A 24,435-nucleotide genomic window follows, 5' to 3' on the forward strand; every position below is an offset into this window, starting at 1 on the left:
GAGGTAATGGGTTTGCTTTACACAGGTGTGGATATTGTAGAGATAAAAAGGATAGGGTCGATTATGGAAAAGCATCCTGCCTTTATAGAACGGTTTTTTACGGAGAGGGAAATGTCGTATTTTATTGATAAGAGACTGAAAGCAGAACATATAGCCGCCGGTTTTGCTGCCAAGGAGGCTGTGTCCAAGTGTATTGGAGGCCTTATAGGTATAAAGCTCAAAGACATAGAGGTATTGCGTGGAGGCAGGCCTGAGGTAAGACTGTGGGGGAGAGCTAAACAAAAGGCTGAGTTGATGGGTATAGGTTACATATCAGTTTCCATCAGCCATTCCAGTGATTATGCTGTAGCCTTTGCTGTGGCTAAGGGAGGTGATTGTGATGTATCTTTTGACGGCGGAGGAAATGAGAGCAATAGACAGGGTTGCTATTGAAGAGATAGGGATACCGGGAGTGGTGCTCATGGAGCACGCTGCCTTATCAGTTCTGGCCGAGATAGAAAAAAGCTTTGGGGATGTAAAGGGAAAAAGGTTTGCTGCATTTTGCGGAAGAGGCAATAATGGGGGTGATGGCCTGGCCCTGTCACGCCTTTTGATACAAAAAGGCGCTGAATGTTATGTATTTCTGTCAGGTACCATGGAAGAGATAGGCGGCGACGCCGGGACTAACCTGGGTGTCCTGAGGGGTGTAGGAGGCTATATCGCGGAGGTGACACAGAAAGAGAGCATTAAGTTTATAGAAAAGCAGGTAAAAGAGAGTGAGGTGATTATTGACGCCATACTGGGAACAGGTATCAAAGGAGATGTAAGGGGTATTAATAGAGACCTCATTGAGTTTATAAATACGGTGGGCAAACCGGTAGTGTCTGTGGACATACCCTCAGGGCTTGATTCTGATACCGGGAGACCTATGGGGATCGCAGTCAAATCGGATATCACAGTAACATTTGGCTACCCGAAGGTTGGAGAGGTGATATACCCGGGGGCTGAGTATGCGGGAAGGCTTGTAGTGGCGGATATAGGGTATCCTGCAAGGATAGTAGAGGAGATAAACCCGGCTGGAAGACTTGCCACCCGTGAAGAGCTGCCATTTATAAGGGACAGGGAAAGGGACACTCACAAAGGAAATTATGGGCATGTCCTTGTCATAGGTGGTTCCAAAGACTTTGTAGGTGCCCCGGCAATAAGCTCGCTGGCGGCGTTAAAGAGTGGGGCAGGGCTTGTCACCATGGCTGTGCCATCCTGTGTGGCAGGTATGGTCTCAGGCAGGATATTAGAGGTGATACCACTTTCTCTTGGCGATGAGGACGGGTATCTGGGTAAAGTGGCTTTAGATGAGGTCCTGACAATGATAGACCGTTTTGATGTGGTGGCTGTAGGGCCTGGCCTTGGCATGGGTGAGCCGGTGAAAGCATTTATGGATGGCCTTATAAAAAACTGTCCTCTTCCCATGGTGATAGATGCTGACGGTCTCAATAATATAGAGCCAACTGCCTTAATTAAGTCTAAGGCCCCAGTAGTGGTCACCCCTCATCCGGGAGAGATGGCCAGACTAACCGGAAGAAAGACAGAGGATGTGAATAGTGACAGGATCAATATCACAAGGGAATTTACACGCCGGTATAAGGCTACATGTGTCCTTAAGGGTGCGAGAACCGTTATAGCAGTGGAAAACAGGTACTATATTATACCTACCGGCAATCCGGGAATGGCTACAGCCGGAAGTGGAGATGTGCTGACTGGTGTAATTGCAGGGTTTATCGGCCAGGGTTTCAGCCCGACTGATGCTGCTATACTGGGAGCGTATGTGCACGGCCTGGCCGGGGACATGCTTGCAAAGAAAAGAGGTGAATACGGTATAACGGCCACAGACATAGCCTCATATATCCCTGTGGCAATAAATGAGTTGAAAAAGAGAATGTAGTTGGGAGGTAATCTGAGTTGAACATAAGGCCAACATATGCAGAAATAGATCTGGATGCCTATCATAGCAATATAAAGAACATCAAAGAGTGGGTAAAGGATGCTGAGGTGTGTGCGGTAATAAAGGCCAATGCTTATGGGCATGGGGCTTGTGAACTGGCCCCTGTGGCTTTGCAGGCCGGTGCCACAAGGCTGGCTGTCGCTTTCTTAGATGAGGCCCTGGAACTTAGAAATGCAGGCATAAATGCTCCAATACTTATACTTGGATATACGCCTTTGGAACAGTTAGAAAAGGCCGTAAAGAATGACATAACCATTTCTGTATTTGACTATAACACAGCATTAAAGATTAATGAGGCCGCCTCTTCTTTAAACAAAACGGCAAAAATCCACGTAAAACTTGATACAGGTATGGGTAGGCTGGGATATACCGATAAGGAGAAGGCAATAAGTGACATAGAAAAGATGTCACTTCTGAAAAACATAGAGATAGAAGGTTTGTTTACCCATTTTGCTGCTGCTGATATTAAGGACAAGTCCTATACCAATCAGCAATTTGAAAGATATATGGAGGTGGTAGATGGTCTTAAAAAGAAGGGCATAGAGATACCGGTAAAACACGTATCAAATAGTGCGGCTATACTGGACCTGCCAGAAATGAGGCTCAATATGGTAAGGGCAGGAATCATGACCTATGGATATTACCCCTCGGACGAGGTGAAGCATACGGTGGACATAAAGCCTGTGATGAGCCTTAAGACCACTGTATCTTTTGTAAAAAGAGTGCCCCCCGGAGACAGCATCAGCTATGGCAGGACATTTATAACTCAAAAGGAGTCAGTTATTGCAACAGTGCCTGTTGGATATGCTGATGGTTTTGTCAGGCTGCGTTCAGGAAGGGCAAGGGTCATTATACATGGACAAATCGCTGATGTAGTTGGCAGGATATGCATGGACCAATGTATGATAGACGTTACGGATATAGGAGGGGTAAGCGTGGGGGATGAGGTCATTCTGATGGGGACATCCAATGGTAAAAAGATTGATGCCGATGATATAGCTGGTGACATAGGGACAATAAGTTATGAAATATTATGTGGAATATCCAGGAGGGTTCCCCGAATATATATTAAAGGAGGAAAGGTAATAGGGGTTACAAATTATCTGTTCTAACAAAACCTGGTATAATATCCTATTCTATTGACATAATTATATACAGTAATATATAATCAAATATATGGTTCGAGGAGGTTTTATAGTGGGAGAGACTAAGAGGATACTGGTAAGTCTTCCAGAGAGTCTTCTTGAGGAGGTGGATCTCCTGGCTTCTATGGAGAACAGGAACAGAAGCGAATTCATAAGGGAAGCAATGAAACTGTATATCAGCGAGAAAAAGAAGAGAGAGATCAGGGAGAGTATGAAGAAAGGATACATGGAGATGGCGGCTATTAACCTGGAAATGGCTGAGTTGGGATTTACAGCAGAAAACGAGTGCCTCAATTCCTATGAAAAAAGATTGGCCAAGTGAATACTATGAATATAAAGCGTGGCGATGTCTACTACGCTGACCTCAGTCCCGTTATAGGGTCGGAGCAAGGTGGCGTAAGACCTGTACTCATCATACAAAACGATATTGGTAATAAGTACAGTCCTACCATTATTGTTGCGGCTATCACATCTCAAATTAATAAAGCCAGACTCCCAACCCATGTGGAAATTGAAGGCACTGAATATGGTCTTGCGAAAGATTCTGTCATATTATTGGAACAGATAAGGACAATAGATAAAAAGAGACTGAGGGAAAAGATTGCGCACTTTGACAACGATATAATGGAGAGTGTTAATAGGGCATTGGAGATAAGCCTGGGTCTGGTTGACTTTTAGTTTAATTAGGTATTCGGATAAGAATACCTGCTATTTTTATGCGCATGAGAGAGGGGAGAAATTTGAAGAGAAACGTAAGAGTAAGGCTCACAGTATTTATCTTACTGCTTTCCATAATACCGCTTGCCATACTGGGTGGGATGGCTTACTACATATCATACAACAGCCTTTATAAGGAAAATGTAGAGGAATCATATGCAACTATAAATGGGATAAAAAATGTTCTTGAGACCAATTTTACAAACATAAAGGGTATGCTGCAAAATATCGCTGGAAATGCCGGGTCAATAAGATTTATAGAGGCGTGCAATTCAGGGGATGAGGCCACAAAGGCAAGATATATTGAGGATATAGAGACTTCATTTAAACACTTTATACAGGACTCAGGCGGGGATATTGTAAATATATCCCTTATTGCAAAAGATGGGAAGGTTGTAGCTGACTCCATTGGAGGGACAAGCATTGGTACAGATATGTCAAAGGCCAGTTACTTTAAGAACATAATGATGGGTTCAAACTATGACATTTCTTCGCCCACGACATATCGAAACGGTGGCCAGGTTATACCTATTATTACGATGTCTGTGCCTGTCAAGGATGATAGCGGACTTACCATAGGCGCTACAATTATTACATACAGACTCGAATACTTCACACGATATTTGAAGGAGCATATTGAAAATAATGGGTTTATTTATCTGATAGACAAAACAGGCACCATACTGTTTTACAATGATGAGACGCAGATTTTAAACAAGATGGACATGCAGTTATTTGACAAGATGCAGAATAAGACAGGAAATTTCAATGAAAATATCCTTGGGAAAGCCATGATGATCTTTTATGACACCGTACCGACCACGGGTTGGATTGTCGCTCGGGGGATACCTGAATCTGCCTTTACAGCGGCAGGCTCATATATCATGCATATAACAGTATATAGCGTTATAGCATTTGCCATACTCGCCTTTATCATTTCTTCCTTGATATCAAAGCAGTTTTCTGATGAGCTTACGATGATAATGAAGGCTATGGGACAAGCACAAAATGGCGACCTTACGGTCAGGGTTCAGACAAAAGCCAAGGATGAGTTTGGGAAATTAGCTGAGAGCTTTAACAACATGATGGAGAAGATTGGTGAGCTGGTGAAGAGAGTCATTGAGGCCTCGAACAGTGTCACGGAAATGTCTGAAGGCCTGGCCGCAGCGGTGGAGGAGGTGAGCGCCTCAGTACAGGAGATAGCATCACAGGCCGAGGGTATAGCATCCACATCGACCACCAATGCACAAAATCTCAACCGTGCCAAGGCAACCACCGATGATCTGGCTTTGCGTGCCCAGGATGTTGTTGCCAGTACACAGCAGTCCCTGGATAGCGGGGTGCAGGGAGAGGAGAAGGCAAGAGTTGCCATAGGAGTTTTGGAAAACATCATAGACAAGGTCAATAACATTAAGGAGTCAGTTGATAAGACATCTACATCTATAAGAGAGCTGATGGGAGTGATGAGAAGGATTATAGATTTTACCAACACCATAGCTGATATAGCCGACCAGACAAACCTGCTGTCTCTAAATGCTGCTATAGAGGCAGCCAGGGCAGGTGAGGCAGGTAGAGGTTTTGCTGTTGTGGCTGATGAGATAAGGAAGCTGGCCGGAGAGTCCAGAGATGCCGCTGTAAGCATTGAGAGCCTCATAAAGGATGTAAGCAATATGGCGAAGGAAGTTGCAGAGAATATGGAAAATACAGTTGAGACTGTGGATAGTTCCGTGTCACAGGCTGATGCTGCAAGAGAAAGCATTGGGGAGATAATTGGTGCCATAGAAGGCATCGGCGCCGCCATGTTCAATATAGACTCTGCGGTTCAAAGTCAGACAATCGCCATAGATGAACTTTCAGCCAGTATAGCTGGTGTGACGGAGGACATCAATGAAGAGGTGGACAATATAGCCAATATATCCGCGGCCATTGAGGAACAGTCTGCTACCATGGAGGAACTGGGTGCAACGGCTGAAGACCTGTCTGCTACAGCAGAAGGGCTTAAGGAAGTAATAGAAGGGTTTAAGGTATGACAGAATTATGAGACTAACAGTAGATGGTATACAGCATGAAGAGCATCATTAAAAGGTAACAAAGATGCTTTTGGTGTGAGGCAAGCGGGACTGTAATGTTGGAAAGGGTGCCATATGAGTCGGTCAAATTTGATTTTTTTCATAGACAGGAACTTGCTGCGGAAAATAAACATCATTGGGGAGGAGATAAAATGAATAAAAAGATACTGATGCTGTCGGGAGTTGTATTATCGTTGTTTTTAGTCATCGGAATTGCCTTTGCAGATACAAGTCCGGTACCCGGTTCCAAGGAAGATCCTGTGGTAACAAAAAGTTATGTAGATCAGCTGATGGACCAGCTCAAGACCTATGTTGACGATATGCTGTCAAAGGTTGGACATGGTGGTAGCGCTGAGCTGGAGGTTGTAAACCTGAACCCTGGAGAGATGATAATATTAGAGGCAGGTACAGAGATAATTTTAAGGGCAGGGGAGGCAACCATATACTCACCGACTCCTAACGGCCTGTCTGATGTCACAGGGGGCAAGGATATGGTAAGCGGTACGCCGATACCATTAAACCATTTGCTGATAACCCCAAGATCGGATGGCAGGGGGGTCGTGGCAAAGACAGCTGCAGTTCTCATGGTTAGGGGTCAATATTCAAAATAGCCGCATTGATTGCGGTTATTTTTTTACTGATTTTCACTACCTTGATGGGCCTGCAATGCACATACTGGTAAAAACCTATCCTCAAGCCAAAAGGCAATTTGCCGATGCTAATCCGATACTAATGTAGTCCTGTACTTTTGGATGCCCTACAGTGCCATGGGGAAATAGCATCAAAAGGCCGTATTATTTCTATATAAAAAGAAAGAGTTTTCCTATACATAAATGTAACAATATGCCCATTTTGTTACCTTAAAACATATATTTCGACACGATTTTAATTTTTCCTGCATATTAATATATTTTAAAATAAAAATAAGAGTCTCAAACTGTTTAGATGGTTGCTTGGCACTATTATACTGTTTTAGAACTGCACCAGGGAGTATAGTTCATCCTTTTGATCCTGGTTTACGCCGATATAACGCAGGGTTATCCGTTGCGAACTGTGATTAAAAGTATCCATGATAAGCCCTATATTATAGCGGGACATTTTATAAGTCCAATACCCCCAGGTTTTGCGTAGGCTGTGAGTGCCAAAGTTTTCAATGCCTACAGCTTCGGCGGCTTCCCGTAGTACTCGGTAACTCTGAATCCTACCTATATGTCCACCTTTTTTGCTTGAGAAGAGGTAATCTTCCTGCGTTAAATTCCGTGTCTTTATGTAATTCTCTATCTCTTTTTTGAGAGACTCATTGATCTTAATTTTTTTCTCTTTGTCAGTTTTCTTTTCTTTCAGGATAAGATATTCACGGAACCGATTATTGGTTGTATAAATATCTTTGACTTTAATGGGTAAAATGTCGCTAATCCTTAAGCCTGTATTCAAGCCAAATTTAAACAATAGTGCATATTTTGGGTCTTTACCGTTTAAATAATAGTACATTTGTTTAATTTTTGCTTTATTACGAATAGGTTCTACGGTCATTAACCTGTCCCTCCTTGACCATAAAGTACTAATTATTAAAGTGTATTTAATAATTCCATAACGCTAATTAAATACATGAGTACTTCTATAATATATGGTAGCCGAGCGGCTGCTTATATATAAATTTATCATAAATATTATAAAAAAGATACATAGTTTTTTATACAAAAAATATACAAAGCGAATAATATTAATAAATAAATATGCTAAATGTAAGCCTTTTATCATTATTGTAAATGTAACAAAATGGGCATATTGTTACTTTAATAAGAAGAGGGTCGGGTTGTTAATTGCTATGGGTATTCAAGGATGAGGTTTATTGAAGGGAGAATAAAAATGATGTTTAAAAATTTTAAAATTAAGTATAAGCTGTTGGCATCGTTTATGCTTATAGCTCTGCTCATGGGGGTAGTGGGGTACATAGGCATCAATGGTTTGGCAAAAGTAGACAGTAATACGAACGGTCTTTATAATAAAAATTACCAATCAATCTATATGCTGATGGATATGAAGGATAACCTATCGCAAATTCGTGCTGATGTGCTTAAGCTGCTCTATGAAAGGGATAACCCAGAACAGAATAAAACTCTGGAGCAGGATATAAAAGCAAATGATGACGAGAATAGCAAATATATAAGCCAGTACGAAAAACTTCCAATGAATGCGGATGAAAAAAGGGAATGGACAATATTTAAAAATGATTATGTACAATATGAAAATTTGAAAAGCAAACTTATCAGTTTAATAGACGAAGGAAAATATGATGAAGCATTAGCTGTACATCCTCAATATTCTGATGTAAGGCAAAAAATGTCTGACAGTCTTGATAAGATAATCCAGTCTAATTTGGTTGATGGGGAAACAGCATATAACAACAGCATTTTTGTTTATGACAACTCAAGGCTTATAATGATAATATTAATGTGTTTAGGAGTTATTGTTTCTATTATACTCGGGTTTATCTTAAATAAGGATATAGCAGTACCCCTCATGCTTGCAGTAAATCATTTAAAGATTGTTTCAAATGGAGATTTTACAGAACATACACCTGAGAGATATCTGAAAAGGAAAGATGAAATAGGTGACATGATAAACTCTATTGAAGCAATGCAGGACAATTTAACCAATCTAATTAAAGATATTATGGACAGCTCACAAAACTTAAGTGCATTAAGCGAAGAACTTTCTTCATCTGTGGAAGAAATATCAGCAAGGCTTGAAAGCATAAGCAGTTCTACATCAGAGATAGCAGGCGATGTTCAGGATACCAGTTCTTCGGCAGAAGAAATAACTGCATCAGTAGAAGAAGTAACAGCAAGCATCTCACAGCTTTCAGAGAGGGCGATTGAAGGAAGTAATAATGCAGGGAACATAAAAGAGAGGGCACTAAATGTTCAGGAGGAGGGCAAAAAATCTCTAAACAGTACGCAACAAATGTACAAAGAAAAACAGAAGGCTATTTTGCAAGCAATAGAAGACGGCAAGGTGGTAGAGAAAATAAAGATAATGGCAGATACTATTGCAAGCATTGCCTCACAAACCAACCTTCTTGCACTAAATGCGGCTATAGAAGCAGCAAGGGCCGGAGAGCATGGAAAGGGCTTTGCAGTAGTGGCGGAAGAAGTGAGGAAACTTGCTGAACAGTCTACACAATCAGTAGCGGAAATACAAACTACCGTGAAAATGGTTGAGGGTGCGTTTGACAACTTATCAAACTATAGTAGCCAAATACTTAAATTCATAGAAGAAAATATAGAACCGCACTTTAACTCCTTTGTAGAAATGGGAACCCAATATTATGAAGATGCTGATTTTTTAAGCAGGATGTCGGAGGAATTGGCTTCCATGACGGAAGAAATTAACGCAGCTATAGAGCAGGTAAGTGAGGCCGTACAGGCTATGGCAAGCACATCTCAAAAAGTATCGGAAAATACAAATGAGATAGAAAGCAGCATAAGCGATTCCTCCCAAGGAGTTGAACAGGTGGCAAAGACAGCACAGGAACAGGCAGAGCTTGCACAAAAGCTTAATGAAATGATTATGAAATTTAAAATAAGTTGAAGATTTCAAAATGCGTTCTTAGGGAGTAATAAGGGAGACTAGAGAATGGTTAATACAAAAACTAGACTGAATTTAAAACTGTCTATGATAATATCTACAACCGTTATAGCTTTTGCGGTTAGTTATATTTGCCTTTCCAATAGGGTTTACATAATATATCAGAATTTATTTTATATCCCGATTTTATTGTCATGTTTTTGGTATGGTAAGAAAGGGTTTATATATTCTGGAGCTATAGCTGCAACATATTTTTTGTTTTCCCTAAAATATAGTCCTGAAACCCTTTGGGATGAACTCGTAAGATTGTTTATATTTATTGCCATTGCGTTGTTAACATATAAATTAACTGACAGGATAAAAGTTCAGCAATCTAAAATTACCAATTTGAATAAAATGCTCAAAAATGATATTGAAAAGTTCAAGAAAGTTGAAATGCTGTCCCATTTAGGAAGCTATGAAGTGGACCTAAAAACGGGCAAGACCATATGGTCAGATGGGATGTTCAGGATATTTGGCTATGAGCCGGGTAGTTTTGAACCTACAAAGGAGAAGAGGATAGAATTTACCTATCCTGATGATAAAGAGCTTGTAAGGAAAAGTATAGATAAGGCAATTAATGAAAAATGCAGTTTTACAATTGAAAACCGCATAGTAAGGTCAGATGGGAGCATCCGCTGGATATTATCAACGGGTTATGTTGAATCCAATGAATATGATGAAGCTGAAAAGTTCATAGGTTCTTTGCTTGATATAACTGAAAGGAAGTTATTAGAGAAATCCTTGGAAGAAGAAAAGGAAAAGTTAAGGATAACAATAACATCTATAGGTGATGGCGTCATTTCCACAGATATAAATGGCAGAATAACAATACTTAATAAGGTGGCGGAAAAATTAACAGGCTGGAAACAGGAAGAGGCTTTAGGCAAACCTATAGAAGAAGTGTTTAATATAATAAATGAAAATACAAGAGTTAAATGTGAAAATCCGATACAAAGGGTCGTTGAAAGAGGAACGATTATCGGTCTTGCAAACCACACGGCGTTAATATCAAAGGACGGGACGGAAAGGTCTATAGCTGACAGTGCAGCACCGATTAAGGATAGTGACGGCAATGTTCAAGGTGTAATACTGGTATTTAGAGATATTACGGAAGAAAAACGCAAGCAGGATGAGATTTATTATATGAGTTACTATGACTCTTTGACAGGACTTTATAATAGAAGGTTCTTTGAAGAAGAAATTAAGAGGATAGATACTGAAAAGAACCTTCCGATCTCTATTATCATGGGAGATGTTAATGGTCTAAAACTTACCAACGATGCTTTTGGCCATAGTGTGGGCGATAGACTCTTAAGGAAAGCAGCAGAGGCGATTAAAAGTGCATGCAGAGCAGATGATATTGTAGCACGGTGGGGCGGGGATGAATTTATTATTTTGCTTTCCAAAACTAAGAAAGAAGAAGCAGAAGCAATGGTAAAGAGAATTAAAAATATATGTTCTGAGATGAAGATTGACTCTATTGATGTTTCAATTTCTTTTGGATACGATACAAAGGAAAATGTAGATGAAGACATATTTAAAATATTAAAAAGTGCAGAAGATTATATGTATAACCATAAAGTCGTTGAAAGTAATAGCATGAGGGGAAATATAATAAATACAATTCTAAATACACTCCATGAAAAGAATCCAAGGGAGGAGAAACATTCAAAAAGAGTAAGTGAGTTATGCCAAAGGATAGGGGCAGCGATGAGATTGCCTGAAACAGAAATAAATAAACTTAAAGTTAGCGGATTGCTCCACGATATTGGTAAAATTGCCATAGAAGATAAGGTCCTCAATAAACCAGGATGTCTTACAGACCAGGAATGGAATGAGATAAAAAGGCATCCAGATATCGGGTATCGGATATTAAGTTCATCATCAGAAATGATGGAGATAGCTCAATATGTTTTATTCCATCATGAAAGGTTTGACGGGAGTGGGTATCCACGGGGATTAAAACAAGAAGAGATTCCTCTTTTATCAAGAATAATAGCTGTTGCGGATTCTTATGATGCAATGACAAACGCAAGGACATATAAGAAGACACTGGATAAGGATACGGCCATTGGAGAGCTTATTCGCAATAAGGGAACTCAATTTGACCCCAATGTGGTTGACGTTTTCATAGAAAAAGTATTGAATAACCCATAATTATCTGAATAAATGGAATTATAAGTAATTTACAATCAATATTCAAATAGCCGCATTGATTGCGGTTATTTTTTTACTGATTTTTAACGATTTAATCTGCAAAGTAATGGTATAATATACTTAGCTTAAAACAAGGAGATGGACAGATGAGAAACAGGATATTTATAGGAATAATTATATTGTCATGTGTTGTTGCTCTTTATGCAGGCTATGGAAGATATACCGTAGAGAGTGGGTATAAAAATGTTGAGATTACCGGTGACCTGGATGCTCTTAAGGCCATGGCCGATTATGCCGGTATGGATACGGAAGAGCTCATAAGTAAGTACAAGGCTGAGGGCATGAATTCCATAGCTGTAAACGAGGTCAGGCTGAAAGTGCTTCAGAGCGAAGGTAAGCTCTCATATATGACCCGTACAGATGCTGCTGCCTTAGGTATAACATCGGGTAATCTTGCCTTGAAGAGAATTTTGGCATCTGCTGAGGGCTTTTTGCCTGATTCTACTGTAATACTCACAGGTGACAGGAGCGTTTATGAGTTTCTGGCTAAAAACCTTACAAAGAGGTATGATGGTGTGGTATATAGTACAGATGGGGAATATTATGCCATTGCTGTTAATAAACCCATCAAGAATTTGGAGACTGACGGCCTGGGGTTTGACACTAGGGATTTTGAGCTGGTTAAGGCCTCAGGCCTTATACCTGTAGCAAGAATAGAAAACTATGAGGGGTTAAGGGACAGGGATATAGATGAGTACATCAATATGCTTAAAAGCTATGGTATAGATCAGGTTGTATTTGGCGGGGATGAGGTGCTGGGAAATGAGGAGAAAATTGACTATGCTGGCAAAAGGTTTAAAGAGGAGGGTATAGCCTTTGGCATAATAGAATTACCTGTTGACAAGGACTACGAGACTCAGGAGGGAATGAGCAGGTTTGCCAAACGGGCCGGTTATAACGCATTTAAGCTTTTCAGTCTATCTGAAAAGGAAATGGCGGCCTACGACAAGATTGAAATGGCGGACAAGTGGTATAGGGCAGTGATAGACAGGAATGTGAGGATGATATATGTAAGGCCTGAGATAAGGGCAGATAAACCAGGGGTATACAACGTGAATTTTTACGGTGATACCATAGCTGTTTTTAAGGGATACATGGATGATATAGGAGAGAAGATAGGCAAGATAGTGCCGTTTAAAGAATATCACGTGCCGAGAATCCTGCAGGTTGTAATAGGTCTTGGGGTGGTTGCAGGCAGCGTGATGCTTTTAGATACCCTCATACCATTAAGCGATATGATGGCGCATTTGCTTATGGTACTGGGGACTCTTATAACCATTGGCACCCTGTACAGCAGGTTTTTTGACCTGGGGGTCAAGGCCCTTGCATTGGCGTCTTCGGTTGTATTTCCCTCCTTAGCCATGGCTTATATAATGAGGGTTTGTGAGAAAAAACAGGGGTCGTTCATCTCATATACCGTGGTCAATTTTGTCAAGGCCTCCTTGATTTCAGCGGTTGGTGCCTTGTATATAGCCTCTATAATGGCTGACAGCAAATATCTCTTAAAGCTGGACTTTTTTAGGGGGGTCAAGGTATCCTTTGTGGCTCCGGTGGTATACTTCCTGGTGCTGTATTTTGTACGATATTTCAGGAAGGACTTGAACTTGAGGGATAAGATCGCATATATATTGAACCTGAATGTGAAGGTCTGGTATGTGGTGATAGCTGTTGTGGCGGCAGTGGTTGCGTTTATTTACATTTCCAGGACTGGCAATAATCCTGCAGTTGGTGTGAGCGATCTGGAGCTACAGTTCCGTTCTTTGCTTGAGCATACGCTGGTGGCCAGGCCAAGGGAGAAGGAATTCCTTGTTGGCTATCCTGCGCTCATACTTATGCTCGGTTTTGTGTATCAAGGGTTCAAAAAAGAATGGAGTTTTGTCTGGGGTATCTTTGCCAGTATAGGACAGCTGTCCCTGGTAAATACATTCAGCCATTTAAGGGCACCACTTGGCATTTCTATAGAAAGAACAATCTACGGCATGGTCCTTGGCATAATTATCGGTTTTGTCTATTTTGTGGTTGCAAGATATATCCTTGGATACCTTAAGAGGAAATGGGGTGTTGGGGTTTGAAAAAGGTGCTGATATCCGGCTACTATGGTTTTGATAACCTTGGGGATGAGGCTGTCCTGCTGTCCATAATAAAGACCTTGAGATCTCTGGATAAGAGTCTGGAGATAACAGTCCTTTCAGCCAGGCCGGATGTGACAGCAGCGAGGTATGGTGTAAAGGCAATAAACCGTACTGATTTTTTGGCTGTGTTGAGGTCTATATTTAGATGTGATATGTTAATAAGTGGTGGGGGCAGTCTTTTTCAGGATATTACCAGCAGAACAAGCCTATTTTACTATCTGTCCGTAGTGTTTCTTGGCATACTGCTCAGGAAAAAGGTAATGGTTTACGGACAGGGGATGGGCCCGCTAATAGATAATATGGATAAGAAAATCACTTCATTTGTCCTTAGAAGGGTTGACATGATTACACTGAGGGATAGCTCCTCACTGGGTTTGTTAAATGAGCTGGGCGTAAAGAGAAATGTGCATGTAACTGCAGACCCTGTCTTTACTTTGGCCCCTTCTCCTGATGCCAGGATAAGGGAAATACTGGATGCCGAGGGTATCCACGGCAATTACATATTAATAGCACCAAGAAGTTGGTATGATAATGAACTTTTTAGGATAGAAATGGCTAAGGCTGCAGATGAGATATATTTAAAGACGGGTGTGGGGGTCGTATACTGTCCTTTTCATGAGGATGACATGGAAGAATGCCGCAGCATAGCAGGTTTTATGAAGTGCCCGTATCATATCCTCTCTAAGGTGTACAGCCCGGAGGATATGATTGGCATTGTCTCTTTTTCTGATATGGTAATAGGTGTGAGGCTACACTCCCTGATATTTGGTGCCCTGGCAGGCCGGGCCATAGCGGGAATATCCTATGACCCCAAGATAAATGGTTTTTTAAAGGATATAGGTGTCGAGCCTGTGGGAACGATGAAGACTGTCACTGCAGAGCAGATAGTAAGATATGTAGAGTCCATATGGGATGGGAGGGAAAGAATGGGTAGGGAGATAAAGGCGAGAGTGGAGATATTAAAGCAGAAGGCATATGAGAATGGAGAACTGGCTTTATCACTTATTAACGGAGGAAGGTATGGAAAAAGTTGAGATACTAAATATCAGGATAGACAATGTAACCATGGATGAAGCCTACAGAAATATACTGGTTTTTTTGAAAGAGGATAGGCGCCATATAGTATATACCCCCAATGCAGAGATTATTATGGCGGCACAGAGGGATAGGAGCCTTGTTGATGTTTTAAACTTTTCAGACCTGAATGTGCCTGACGGCATAGGCGTGGTGATGGCATCGAGGCTGTATGGCTGCAGGATAAAAGAGAGGGTGGCAGGCTTTGACCTCATGAATTACATACTTAAAAATGCACCGGCTGAAGGCTACAGTGTGTACTTCTTGGGCGGCAAACCGGGTGTAGCGGAAAAGGCTGCAAAAAAAGCAGTGTCCATGTATGGGGAGATAAATATCGCAGGTTTCCATGATGGTTACTTTGACAGGATGGAGGAAAAAAGAGTAATAGAAGAAATAAACAGCAGGGGTGTGGACTTTCTTTTTGTGGGGTTGGGCGCACCAAAACAGGAAAGGTGGATATATGAGCATCCAGAGATAAAGGCCAAGGTGATAATGGGTGTTGGGGGCAGTTTTGATGTCCTGGCCGGTGTGGTAAAGAGGGCACCGGAGATTTACCAAAAATTTGGGCTGGAGTGGCTCTACAGGCTTATCCAGGAACCGTGGAGGTACAGGAGGATGATGAGCCTGCCTCTTTTTGTGCTCACGGTAATTAAGGATAGGATTGGAGGGGTGCTATGGTCAGGAAAGAAATAGTTGATTTTACCGGTATAACGGTTGGGGTGGTGCTTATGACTGTCTCACTGAATATGTTCCTGACCCCAAATGACATTGCCCCGGGCGGGATAAGCGGCCTGGCCATAATCGTTCATAGCTTTACCGGATGGCCTGTAGGTATGCTGACTTTAGCGTTTAACATACCTCTGTTCATAATCTCCATACTGCTCCTTGGAGCAAAATTTGGAATAAAGACATTTTATGCCACATTTCTTCTGGGAGCTACCATTGACCTTATGTCTTTTCTGCCCGTACTCACCCACGACTACCTTCTGGCTGGTGTATATGGGGGAATACTCATGGGTATAGGACTTGGGATGGTATTTAAATATAATGCCACCACAGGAGGGACAGACCTGGCCGCAGCTATACTTAAGAGATTTTTCCCTCAGGTGTCTATCGGTATGCTGCTTCTTATAATAGACGCAGTAATTATTGGCCTGGCCGGTTTTGTGTTCTCAGCAGAACATGCCCTCTATGCACTCATTGCTGATGCCATAGCCATAAGGGTCATAGACATAATACAGGAAGGAGCCAATGATAACAGGGCGGCCTATGTGATATCAGATTTAAGTGATGATATAGAAGCCGAAATTCTCACAAAACTGGGGAGAGGGGTCACATCCTTTCCAGGCCGTGGCGGGTATACGGGCAAGGAGAGAAAGGTGCTCTTTTGTGTAATATCCAAAAATGAAATAACACAGTTTAAGGAAATTGTGAAGGGTGTAGACCCCGATGCTTTTGTGGTGATATTCCAGGCCCATGAAATAATGGGAGAAGGATTTGAGGAAATTTAAATTTAAGGTATAATAGATGTGGAGATATAGCCTGAGCAAACGGAAGGAGGATATACTTGGACACAAAAGAACTACAAAAGATAGCCAACCAAATAAGAATAGACATAATAGAAATGACATATGAAGCCCAGTCAGGGCACCCTGGCGGCTCCCTGTCAGCAGCAGACATACTAACAGTACTCTACTTCCACGAAATGAGGGTAGACCCCAACAACCCCAGATGGGAAGACAGGGACAGGCTCGTAATGTCCAAAGGGCACGCCACACCAGTCTGGTATGCAGCCTTAGCTGAAAAAGGCTTCATCCCAAGAGAAGAAATAAAGACATTCAGGAAAATAAACTCCAGACTCCAGGGACACCCCAACATGAACGACACACCCGGAGTAGACATGACCACAGGCTCATTGGGGCAGGGCCTCTCTGCAGCCAACGGCATGGCCATAGCAGGCAAACTCGACAACAAAGACTACAGGGTATACGTCATATTAGGAGACGGAGAATGCCAGGAAGGACAAATATGGGAAGCAGCCATGACAGCAGCCCACTATAAACTGGACAACCTCACAGCCATATTAGACCACAACGGCCTTCAGATAGACGGTCCCAACAAAGACATAATGAACATAGAACCCATAGAAGACAAATGGAAAGCATTTGGATGGCACACCATAAGAATAGACGGCCATAACATAGGACAAATAATAAATGCCATAGAAGAAGCTAAAACAACAAAAGGCAAACCCACAATAATAATAGCAGACACCATAAAAGGCAAAGGAGTATCATTCATGGAAAACCAGGTAGGCTGGCACGGCACAGCCCCTAACAAAGAACAAATGGAAAAAGCAATAACAGAGCTAAAAGAAAGAGGTGAAAGGATTGGATAAAATAGCTACAAGAGACGCCTACGGGAAAACCCTCTTAGAACTAGGCTCACAAAACAATAACATAGTAGTATTAGACGCCGACCTATCCAAATCCACCAAGACCAACGAATTTGCCAAGGCATACCCCGAAAGATTCTTTGATATGGGCATATCAGAACAGGACATGATAGGCACAGCAGCAGGCCTGGCCACCTGCGGCAAAATACCCTTTGCCAGCAGCTTTGCAGTCTTCGCCACAGGCAGAGCCTATGACCAAATAAGAGACTCCATATGCTACCCCAACCTCAACGTAAAAATAGCAGCCACCCATGCCGGGCTAACAGTAGGAGAAGACGGAGCCACCCACCAGGCCTTAGAGGACATATCCCTCATGAGAAGCCTACCCAACATGACAGTAATAACACCAGCCGACGGCACATCCGCAAAGGCCCTCATAAAACTCGCAGCAGAACACAAAGGCCCCGTATATATAAGACTGGGCAGACCATCAGTACCCGTAATATATCAAGACACACAACAATTCCAAATAGGCAAAGGAATAAAACTCAAAGAAGGAAAACACATAAGCATAATAGCCGCAGGCATAATGGTATCAAAAGCCCTGGAAGCGGCCGATGCGCTACAAAAAGAAGGCATAACAGCCGAAGTCATAGACATACACACCATAAAACCCATAGACAAAGATCTTATAATAGACACAGCCAGGAAGACAGGCAGGGTAATCACATGCGAAGAGCACAACATATATGGAGGACTGGGCTCAGCGGTATGTGAGGTCCTATCAGAAAACTACCCGGTAAGGGTAAAGAGGATAGGAGTAAAAGACACATTTGGAGAATCAGGCACACCCGACGAGCTCCTGAAGAAATATGGCCTTACATCAGAGGATATAGTAATGGCAGCGAGGGAGCTGCTGTAGCATAAATCCCCATTTGAGCAACTGCTTAAATGGGGATTTATTTTGCATGTGTTATATTAAGTGGTATGATTGGAATTAAGAAAGGAAGGATAAAAATGGGAAATCCCGAAAGGCATGTAGAAAATCTTAAAAAAGCCATAGAGATGGAGAAAAAGAACCTGGAGCTTTACAAGGAGTATGCCAAAGATGCCCCAGTAGAGGGGTGCGAGATAATGTATCATGACATCATCGTGGAAAGGGAGAAAGAGATTGAGAGGATGACAAAAGCAAAAGAGTATTGGGAAGCTGAAATTGTCAAGAAATAGTTTATTTGCTGCCTTAATGGCAGCTTTTTTATATGGCAACATATCCCGAGAAAAATTTTTATGAGGTTTAAAAAATTTTTCATCTTATAACAATTAATGTGATATAATTATATATGACCATATCTGTGGAATAAATGATTATAAATTTTATATAATTATATTATAATTAAAAGGACGTGTTGCCGTTGGATGTCAGCATAATGAAGAACCGATCCTTTGACCTGCTATGGTGTGCCAGGACCATATCTCTACTTGGAGATGCCCTTTTTGAAATTGGACTTACGCTATTCATCTATGACCGTACGGGGTCCACTATTGCAATGGGTATGAACCTCATAATGTTCTTCCTGCCCTCTGTTATGTTTGGTTTTTTTGGCGGGATACTGGCAGACAGGTACAACAGGAAACTGATCATGGTGCTCAGTGACATGGCTCGTGGCATTATACTTTTAATCCTTCCGGTATTTATAAATAATGACAGGTGGTCGCTGGCCTCAGTTTATGTTATAACATTCATACTTTCTACAGTAAGCCAGTTTTATGGTCCTGCTTCAAGTTCAATCCTCCCGCAGATAGTGGGGAATGATTCACTGGTACTGGCGAACTCTACATTGACTACCACCATTCAGGTCATAAACATAGTTGGTCCTTCATTAGCTGGAGTTGTTGTCAAGCTATATGGCACTACTGCGACGATCTATGCTGATTCTTTTTCTTTTTTCATTGGAGCCCTGCTTACATATCTTATTCGTATTGAAGGAAAGGTTGGAAAAGCTGAAGAGATAAAGGGGATTAAGAGTCTTTATACTGACCTTGCCATAGGGGTTAAATACGTGTTGGGGAGAAAAGACTTGAAGCTCGTATTAACCTTGATGTTTATCTTAAATGCTCTTTTAGGTCCCCTGAATGTCATACTGCCCGTTTATGCAAGAAATGCATTAAGGATGGCTGTAGAGGGGTACAGCATGATGCTCTCCAGTTACGCTGTCGGTTCTTTGATGGGCGCTGCTGCTGTCAATTTTGTTGTGAATTACCTGGGCTTTAGTATGTTAATTGGGGTTGGGATTATCTCTATAGGTGCTGGCCTGGCCACAACAGGTGTCTTTGAAAACCTGTACTACGCAGTATTTGCTATGGCTGTTGTGGGGATAGGCACTGGAATAATTAACGTTTTAGTGACAGTCCTTATACAAAAGACCACACCAGCGGATTTTTTGGGCAGGGTATCGGGCACACTGGCAGTAATAGGCGTGGCGACCGTGCCGTTAAGCATTGCTGTGGCCAGTGTGCTTTTAAACTATATAGACGCTGATGTGTACTTTGTATGCAGCGGATTGGTGGCTGTACTGTTTTCAGTATGGTATTTCATACACGGCCGTTCATGTGTCTCATATGAAGAAAAAGCACAGTATAGAAAAACCCAGAAGGATTAATCTCCTTCTATGATTTTAAGCAGGTTGTTTATCATTGAGGCTGCTTCTGCTCTTGTCGCATAACTATACGGTTTAAAGTTGCCGTCTGAATAGCCTTTAATAAGTCCAGCCTTATAGGCTGCATTTATGTATCCCTCTGCCCATGACCCGCCTGTATCATTGAATGTGTTGCCGCTTTCTGGATTTAAATTAATCGATTTAGCCAGAATTGCGGCCATTTCTTCTCTTGTAATCTTGCTGTCGGGCCTAAAGCTTCTGTCAGGATAGCCTGTTATGATGCCTCTGCTCTGAAGTGCACCGATATATCCCCTTGCCCAGTGGGATGATGTGTCTCTGAAAGACGTATCCTGATTATTGAGATTTAAGGCAGTACTCAGCATTTTTGAAAACTCGGCCCTGGTCACGGTATAGTTCGGATGAAAACCCCCATCCTCATATCCATTAATAATATCTTTCGATTTGAGACTGATGATTTCATCCTCAGCCCAGTGTCCTATGACATCATTAAATGCTATATAATTGTATGTTTCATCTCCCATGAGCACGTCCCAGAATTTGCTGTCCTCATCGCCCAATTTCCATATCCCTACGCCGGCTAGGCCGTATTTTTTAACCAGGTCTATCTTGTGACCTATGCTGTGCTCATCTTCCAGCCAGACTGTATGTTTGTACCCATCCTTGTAGTATTCTATGTTAACCTCTTTTGCCCTGCTGTCAAATTTGACCTTAGCCCCGGGCAGGTTTGTAAGTCTGTCGGCATCTTTTTGGTTGATGACACTGGTTCCTACCTCAGACCAGTCATAACCGTATGCGGCCAGGCCAAGTAAAATTTTGTCCGGGTCAATGTTGTCCACTGCATACTCTACCACCTCTTCTACCCAACCGATGGATGCTATGGGGCCGGGGAGGCCTCCGGGCCAGTGCTCGTCATACGCCATTATCATGACATAATCCACGGTTTTACCGATTTTGCTGTAATCAAAACCTCCAGACCACCCGTCCGTATTGTCAAATGTCTTGGCAGGGATTGCTGCTGTAAGGATATATTTACCATCAAACCTGTCTTTTAGCTCTTCTAAGAAATCGTTGTATTCATCCCGCAGGCTGTAGGGAATACCCTCAATATCTATATTTACACCCTCAAAACCCAATTTCATCTTCTCCATAATCGCATCGATGAGTTTTTTGCGGTTTTCGGGTAATGCGAGCACCTCTTCAGCCAGTTTAGAACTAAAACCATGGCTGTAGTTGTGTATCACCATAAGAGGCTTCGCCCCGCTATTTTGGGAAACCTTTATTATCTCTGCATGGTCTTCTCCGGCCAGGCCGTCTTTTGATATGAGATAGGAAAAAGAGGAGACCATGTCAAACCTGCCCCTGTTAGAGTTTATAGACTGTATTGATGCATAGTCCTCTGGATAATCCTTGGTTGCATAACCCATCACAATCATCCTGTCAATGCCTTTTACTGCGGCTGTATGTATTGACATTGAAAAAATCAAAGACATGATGAGCACAGCGTAAACTGTTCTGATGTAGTATCTCAAGTGAATCCCCCCATGGAAATTCTAAAACCATTTTATATAACTTAGAAGCACATCACAAGTATATATGATTTCCATAAGAGTAATATATTAGATGCGGTTAATGAGCAGGCACTGTATCATTATTCTCACATGATTATCACATGGCGGCACAGGTGAAAGTTTATAACTCATTTCTACCAGGGGATAAACTGCGGATTCAAAGATGTATTTAAAAATACAGGAGTATGCTATAAAATGACAGGTCTAATCATGTACCCTAACCTCATAAAATAATATACGGGAGGTGCTTTTTCATGGATGATAAAAAAGTAAATGGAGAGCATGACATATCACTGGAAGGAAGAAAAAAGGTGACTGTTACTGGAGTTGAGGACGTTCAGGGCTTCAGTGATGATAATATAACCCTTTCGACTACCCTTGGTACGCTGTTAATTAAAGGTAAAAATATGCATATCACCAGATACAGTTTAGAGGACGGAAAATTAATGATTGACGGTGAGATAGACAGCATAGCTTATACACAGAGCCAGAGACCAAAAGAAAAAGAAGGCGGAATGATAAAGCGGATATTTAAATAAGCTACAAATCAAGTAGCCTATTTTTGTGTATAGGGGTGTGCATATGGACATAAATGCAGAGGTCTATGCATTTCTTACTATGGTGTATTGTGGGATAGTTATGGGTATTTTATTTAGTGTATACTGTGAGAAAAGGCGACTGTTCAAAAGAGGGCCAATTATGGGTCCTATTGAAGACATATTGTTTTGGATAGTACAGGCAGGTGTTCTTTTTTTATTTTTGTACTGGAGCAACTACGGTGAAATCCGGATGTTTTCAATGCTTGGAGCTGCAGTTGGCTTTACTGTATATTATCATACATTGAGATGGTTAGTGGTAAGAATACTTGACTTTGCATTTACGACAATAATCAAAGCCTTCAGTTTTATCTCGGCAACGTTGAGAAGAGTACGGCATACAATAAAAGGGGCGGCGAAAAAGATTACTTCTATAAAATTTTTTTGTAAAAATAAAAGGAATTGATTAACATTTGTCGAATATATATTACCGAGGAGATGTCCACATGGAAAAGTTATTTAAAATAATACTTTTTTCAGCATTTATTCTCTATACATCAATAACAGTAATAAACCAGCAAATGACCATAAGACAGTTGGAATTAAGAAAAGCAGAGCTGAATACTCAGATAGTAGAGGCAAAAAATGAAAACAAGAGATTACAGCAAGAATTAAAAGAAGCCTCGTCAGATTCCTATGTCGAAAAGGTCGCAAGAGAAAAGCTCAATCTTGTAAAGGATGGGGACATCATCTATGTTGATGTGGGTGGGGCCAGTGACCCATTAAAGGGGGCTGGGCAATAGGGATATATTGTATTTTCTCTTTTTTTATAGTATAGTATAATCATAGTGAAAATTAAAAGGAGGAATTGTAACATTTATGCCAATTGAAGTTGGAGCCGTTCTTGAAGGCACGGTGAAAAACATTACAAACTTTGGTGCCTTTGTCCAGCTCCCTGATGGGAAAACAGGATTGGTCCATATTTCGGAGGTGGCGGACATCTATGTAAAGGATATTCGGGATCACCTGAAGGAAAATGACAAGGTAAGGGTAAAGGTGCTCTCGGTAGACGATGGAGGAAAGATAAGCCTCTCCATTAAAAGAGCTGTTGAAAAAAAGAAGAGTGGGCCAATGGAGTATGACAGAGGGAGAAAACAGGAAAACTTTCAGTCTTTTGAGGATAGGCTGGCAAAGTTTCTAAAAGACAGTGAGGAAAAGCAGCAGCAACTTAAAAAGCACCATGAATCACGAGGTGGCAGGGGGAATACAAGGGTAAAGAGTTTTGAATACTAAATACCAAAATACAGGGCATCTCACCTAATGTGAGATGCCTTTTCAATGAGGTGGGGTATGTTAAAGGCAGCAGTAGATATAGGGACCAACTCTATAAGACTCCTTATAATGGACACCCTTTTAAAGAAGAGGATTCTAAAAAGGGTCTCCATAACCAGGCTGGGGCAGGGAGTAGACAGTGGCTTTTTAAGAGAGGAAGCAATGAAAAGGACACTAAATGTCATAAAGGGGTATGTCAGCGAAGCCAGAAACTACGGATGCAGTGTAATGGCATATGCTACCAGTGCTGTCAGGAGTGCCCAAAATAAGGATGAATTTTTGCGTATGGTAAAAGACGAGACAAGCATATGGGTGGATGTTATAGATGGCGAAACAGAGGCCGAGATTGGCTTTATAGGGGCATCGGCCCTGTTTCCAGATGACGAACTGAAGCTTGTAATAGATATAGGCGGGGGCAGCACGGAGTTTATCAAAGGCAGGAATAATATTCTGAATAAGTTCAGTCTGGATATGGGCTCTGTCAGATTTACCGAGAGGTTTATTGTAGTTGACAATATATGCGGACTATATAAAAAGGTGGAAGATCTTTTAAGACCTCACCTGGATGATATTAAAGGTGCAGAAAGAATAATAGGCATAGGAGGTACTATCACAAACCTAGCTGCAGTCAGCATGGAACTGGATGAATATGACGAGTCCAGGGTACAGGGATATTATTTAAGAGTAGAAAAGATAAAAGAGATAAGGCAAAAGCTTTGCGAGATATCCCCGGATGAGATGAGGAATGTCAAGGGCCTTCAGAAAGGAAGGGAGGACATAATACTGGCTGGTACCGCCATCCTTGAGAAGTGCCTGGATTTGCTGGAATCAGACGGCATATATGTAAGCGACTGGGACAACCTTGAGGGATACATTCTGAGCAAGGAGAAATAATTGTATTTTAGGCGGGCTTTTAGGGTATATAAGAAAATTCGGCAGGGAAAATCCACGGAAGACG

The 24,435-nt window shown here is 41.7% G+C and carries 24 protein-coding genes; 22 read left to right on the forward strand and 2 right to left on the reverse strand.

Annotated elements, in window-relative coordinates; genetic code table 11:
* Positions 1-6: 6 nt before the first annotated feature.
* From acpS to FWJ32_RS10710, 7 genes are all read left to right on the forward strand, one after another.
* Complete coding sequence (gene acpS / locus FWJ32_RS10680) at positions 7-432, forward strand: holo-ACP synthase (RefSeq protein ID WP_149545947.1); 426 nt, start codon at positions 7-9, stop codon at positions 430-432.
* Entirely contained in the window at positions 380-1,921 is a 1,542-nt protein-coding gene (locus FWJ32_RS10685) for an NAD(P)H-hydrate dehydratase (protein ID WP_149545948.1), read from the forward strand. Before acpS ends, FWJ32_RS10685 begins: the two co-directional genes overlap by 53 nt.
* 17 nt (positions 1,922-1,938) lie before the next feature.
* A complete protein-coding gene (alr, locus tag FWJ32_RS10690) occupies positions 1,939-3,093 on the forward strand; it encodes an alanine racemase (RefSeq protein WP_149545949.1) in 1,155 nt (384 codons plus the stop codon).
* A gap of 85 nt (positions 3,094-3,178) precedes the next feature.
* Positions 3,179-3,448 (forward strand): CopG family ribbon-helix-helix protein, encoded by a 270-nt coding sequence (locus tag FWJ32_RS10695; RefSeq protein ID WP_149545950.1) that lies wholly within the window; start codon positions 3,179-3,181, stop codon positions 3,446-3,448.
* Between the two features lie 5 nt (positions 3,449-3,453).
* Positions 3,454-3,804, forward strand: a complete 351-nt coding sequence (locus FWJ32_RS10700) for a type II toxin-antitoxin system PemK/MazF family toxin (RefSeq protein WP_149545978.1) — start codon at positions 3,454-3,456, stop codon at positions 3,802-3,804.
* A 62-nt stretch (positions 3,805-3,866) separates the two neighbouring features.
* Positions 3,867-5,873: a methyl-accepting chemotaxis protein gene (locus FWJ32_RS10705; protein ID WP_162523601.1), complete on the forward strand. Its 2,007-nt coding sequence runs from the start codon at positions 3,867-3,869 to the stop codon at positions 5,871-5,873.
* Between the two features lie 191 nt (positions 5,874-6,064).
* Positions 6,065-6,523: a hypothetical protein gene (locus FWJ32_RS10710; protein ID WP_149545952.1), complete on the forward strand. Its 459-nt coding sequence runs from the start codon at positions 6,065-6,067 to the stop codon at positions 6,521-6,523.
* Between the two features lie 361 nt (positions 6,524-6,884).
* Here FWJ32_RS10710 and FWJ32_RS10715 read toward each other — a convergent pair whose 3' ends face one another.
* On the reverse strand, positions 6,885-7,445 hold the full coding sequence (locus tag FWJ32_RS10715) for a tyrosine-type recombinase/integrase (RefSeq protein ID WP_149545953.1): 561 nt from the start codon (positions 7,443-7,445) through the stop codon (positions 6,885-6,887).
* Between the two features lie 336 nt (positions 7,446-7,781).
* Between FWJ32_RS10715 and FWJ32_RS10720 the strand changes: the two genes are divergently transcribed.
* From FWJ32_RS10720 to FWJ32_RS10765, 10 genes are all read left to right on the forward strand, one after another.
* Positions 7,782-9,506: a methyl-accepting chemotaxis protein gene (locus FWJ32_RS10720; protein ID WP_149545954.1), complete on the forward strand. Its 1,725-nt coding sequence runs from the start codon at positions 7,782-7,784 to the stop codon at positions 9,504-9,506.
* Between the two features lie 303 nt (positions 9,507-9,809).
* A complete protein-coding gene (locus tag FWJ32_RS10725; RefSeq protein ID WP_162523602.1) occupies positions 9,810-11,702 on the forward strand; it encodes an HD domain-containing phosphohydrolase in 1,893 nt (630 codons plus the stop codon).
* A gap of 146 nt (positions 11,703-11,848) precedes the next feature.
* Entirely contained in the window at positions 11,849-13,834 is a 1,986-nt protein-coding gene (locus FWJ32_RS10730; protein ID WP_149545956.1) for a DUF5693 family protein, read from the forward strand.
* 5 nt (positions 13,835-13,839) lie between these two features.
* Complete coding sequence (gene csaB, locus FWJ32_RS10735; RefSeq protein WP_238988867.1) at positions 13,840-14,928, forward strand: polysaccharide pyruvyl transferase CsaB; 1,089 nt, start codon at positions 13,840-13,842, stop codon at positions 14,926-14,928.
* Complete coding sequence (locus tag FWJ32_RS10740) at positions 14,915-15,661, forward strand: WecB/TagA/CpsF family glycosyltransferase (RefSeq protein ID WP_149545958.1); 747 nt, start codon at positions 14,915-14,917, stop codon at positions 15,659-15,661. Before csaB ends, FWJ32_RS10740 begins: the two co-directional genes overlap by 14 nt.
* Entirely contained in the window at positions 15,643-16,479 is an 837-nt protein-coding gene (locus FWJ32_RS10745; protein WP_149545959.1) for a YitT family protein, read from the forward strand. Before FWJ32_RS10740 ends, FWJ32_RS10745 begins: the two co-directional genes overlap by 19 nt.
* Before the next feature lie 56 nt (positions 16,480-16,535).
* A complete protein-coding gene (locus FWJ32_RS10750; protein WP_149545960.1) occupies positions 16,536-17,366 on the forward strand; it encodes a transketolase in 831 nt (276 codons plus the stop codon).
* On the forward strand, positions 17,359-18,285 hold the full coding sequence (locus FWJ32_RS10755; protein WP_149545961.1) for a transketolase family protein: 927 nt from the start codon (positions 17,359-17,361) through the stop codon (positions 18,283-18,285). Before FWJ32_RS10750 ends, FWJ32_RS10755 begins: the two co-directional genes overlap by 8 nt.
* 95 nt (positions 18,286-18,380) lie before the next feature.
* Positions 18,381-18,590 (forward strand): hypothetical protein, encoded by a 210-nt coding sequence (locus FWJ32_RS10760; protein ID WP_162523604.1) that lies wholly within the window; start codon positions 18,381-18,383, stop codon positions 18,588-18,590.
* Positions 18,591-18,790: 200 nt separating this feature from the next.
* Complete coding sequence (locus tag FWJ32_RS10765; RefSeq protein ID WP_149545963.1) at positions 18,791-20,023, forward strand: MFS transporter; 1,233 nt, start codon at positions 18,791-18,793, stop codon at positions 20,021-20,023.
* On the opposite strand, the gene FWJ32_RS10770 is transcribed toward FWJ32_RS10765, so the two are convergent.
* Positions 20,020-21,570, reverse strand: coding sequence for an S-layer homology domain-containing protein (locus FWJ32_RS10770; RefSeq protein WP_149545964.1), 1,551 nt, complete (start codon positions 21,568-21,570; stop codon positions 20,020-20,022). The two genes, FWJ32_RS10765 and FWJ32_RS10770, sit on opposite strands and share 4 nt — an antisense overlap.
* Positions 21,571-21,863: 293 nt before the next feature.
* Here FWJ32_RS10770 and yabP point away from each other — a divergent pair, with 293 nt between their 5' ends.
* From yabP to FWJ32_RS10795, 5 genes are all read left to right on the forward strand, one after another.
* Positions 21,864-22,148, forward strand: a complete 285-nt coding sequence (gene yabP, locus FWJ32_RS10775) for a sporulation protein YabP (RefSeq protein ID WP_149545965.1) — start codon at positions 21,864-21,866, stop codon at positions 22,146-22,148.
* 43 nt (positions 22,149-22,191) lie between these two features.
* Complete coding sequence (gene yabQ, locus FWJ32_RS10780) at positions 22,192-22,611, forward strand: spore cortex biosynthesis protein YabQ (RefSeq protein ID WP_149545966.1); 420 nt, start codon at positions 22,192-22,194, stop codon at positions 22,609-22,611.
* 40 nt (positions 22,612-22,651) lie between these two features.
* On the forward strand, positions 22,652-22,948 hold the full coding sequence (gene ftsL, locus FWJ32_RS10785) for a cell division protein FtsL (RefSeq protein WP_149545967.1): 297 nt from the start codon (positions 22,652-22,654) through the stop codon (positions 22,946-22,948).
* Positions 22,949-23,024: 76 nt separating this feature from the next.
* The gene (locus FWJ32_RS10790) at positions 23,025-23,438 is read left to right on the forward strand and encodes a S1 domain-containing RNA-binding protein (RefSeq protein WP_149545968.1); all 414 of its coding nucleotides are present in this window, start codon (positions 23,025-23,027) and stop codon (positions 23,436-23,438) included.
* A gap of 57 nt (positions 23,439-23,495) precedes the next feature.
* Positions 23,496-24,371: a Ppx/GppA phosphatase family protein gene (locus FWJ32_RS10795; protein ID WP_162523605.1), complete on the forward strand. Its 876-nt coding sequence runs from the start codon at positions 23,496-23,498 to the stop codon at positions 24,369-24,371.
* Positions 24,372-24,435: the final 64 nt, after the last annotated feature.

The sequence above is a fragment of the Calorimonas adulescens genome, from assembly GCF_008274215.1.
Classification (GTDB): domain Bacteria; phylum Bacillota; class Thermoanaerobacteria; order Thermoanaerobacterales; family UBA4877; genus Calorimonas; species Calorimonas adulescens.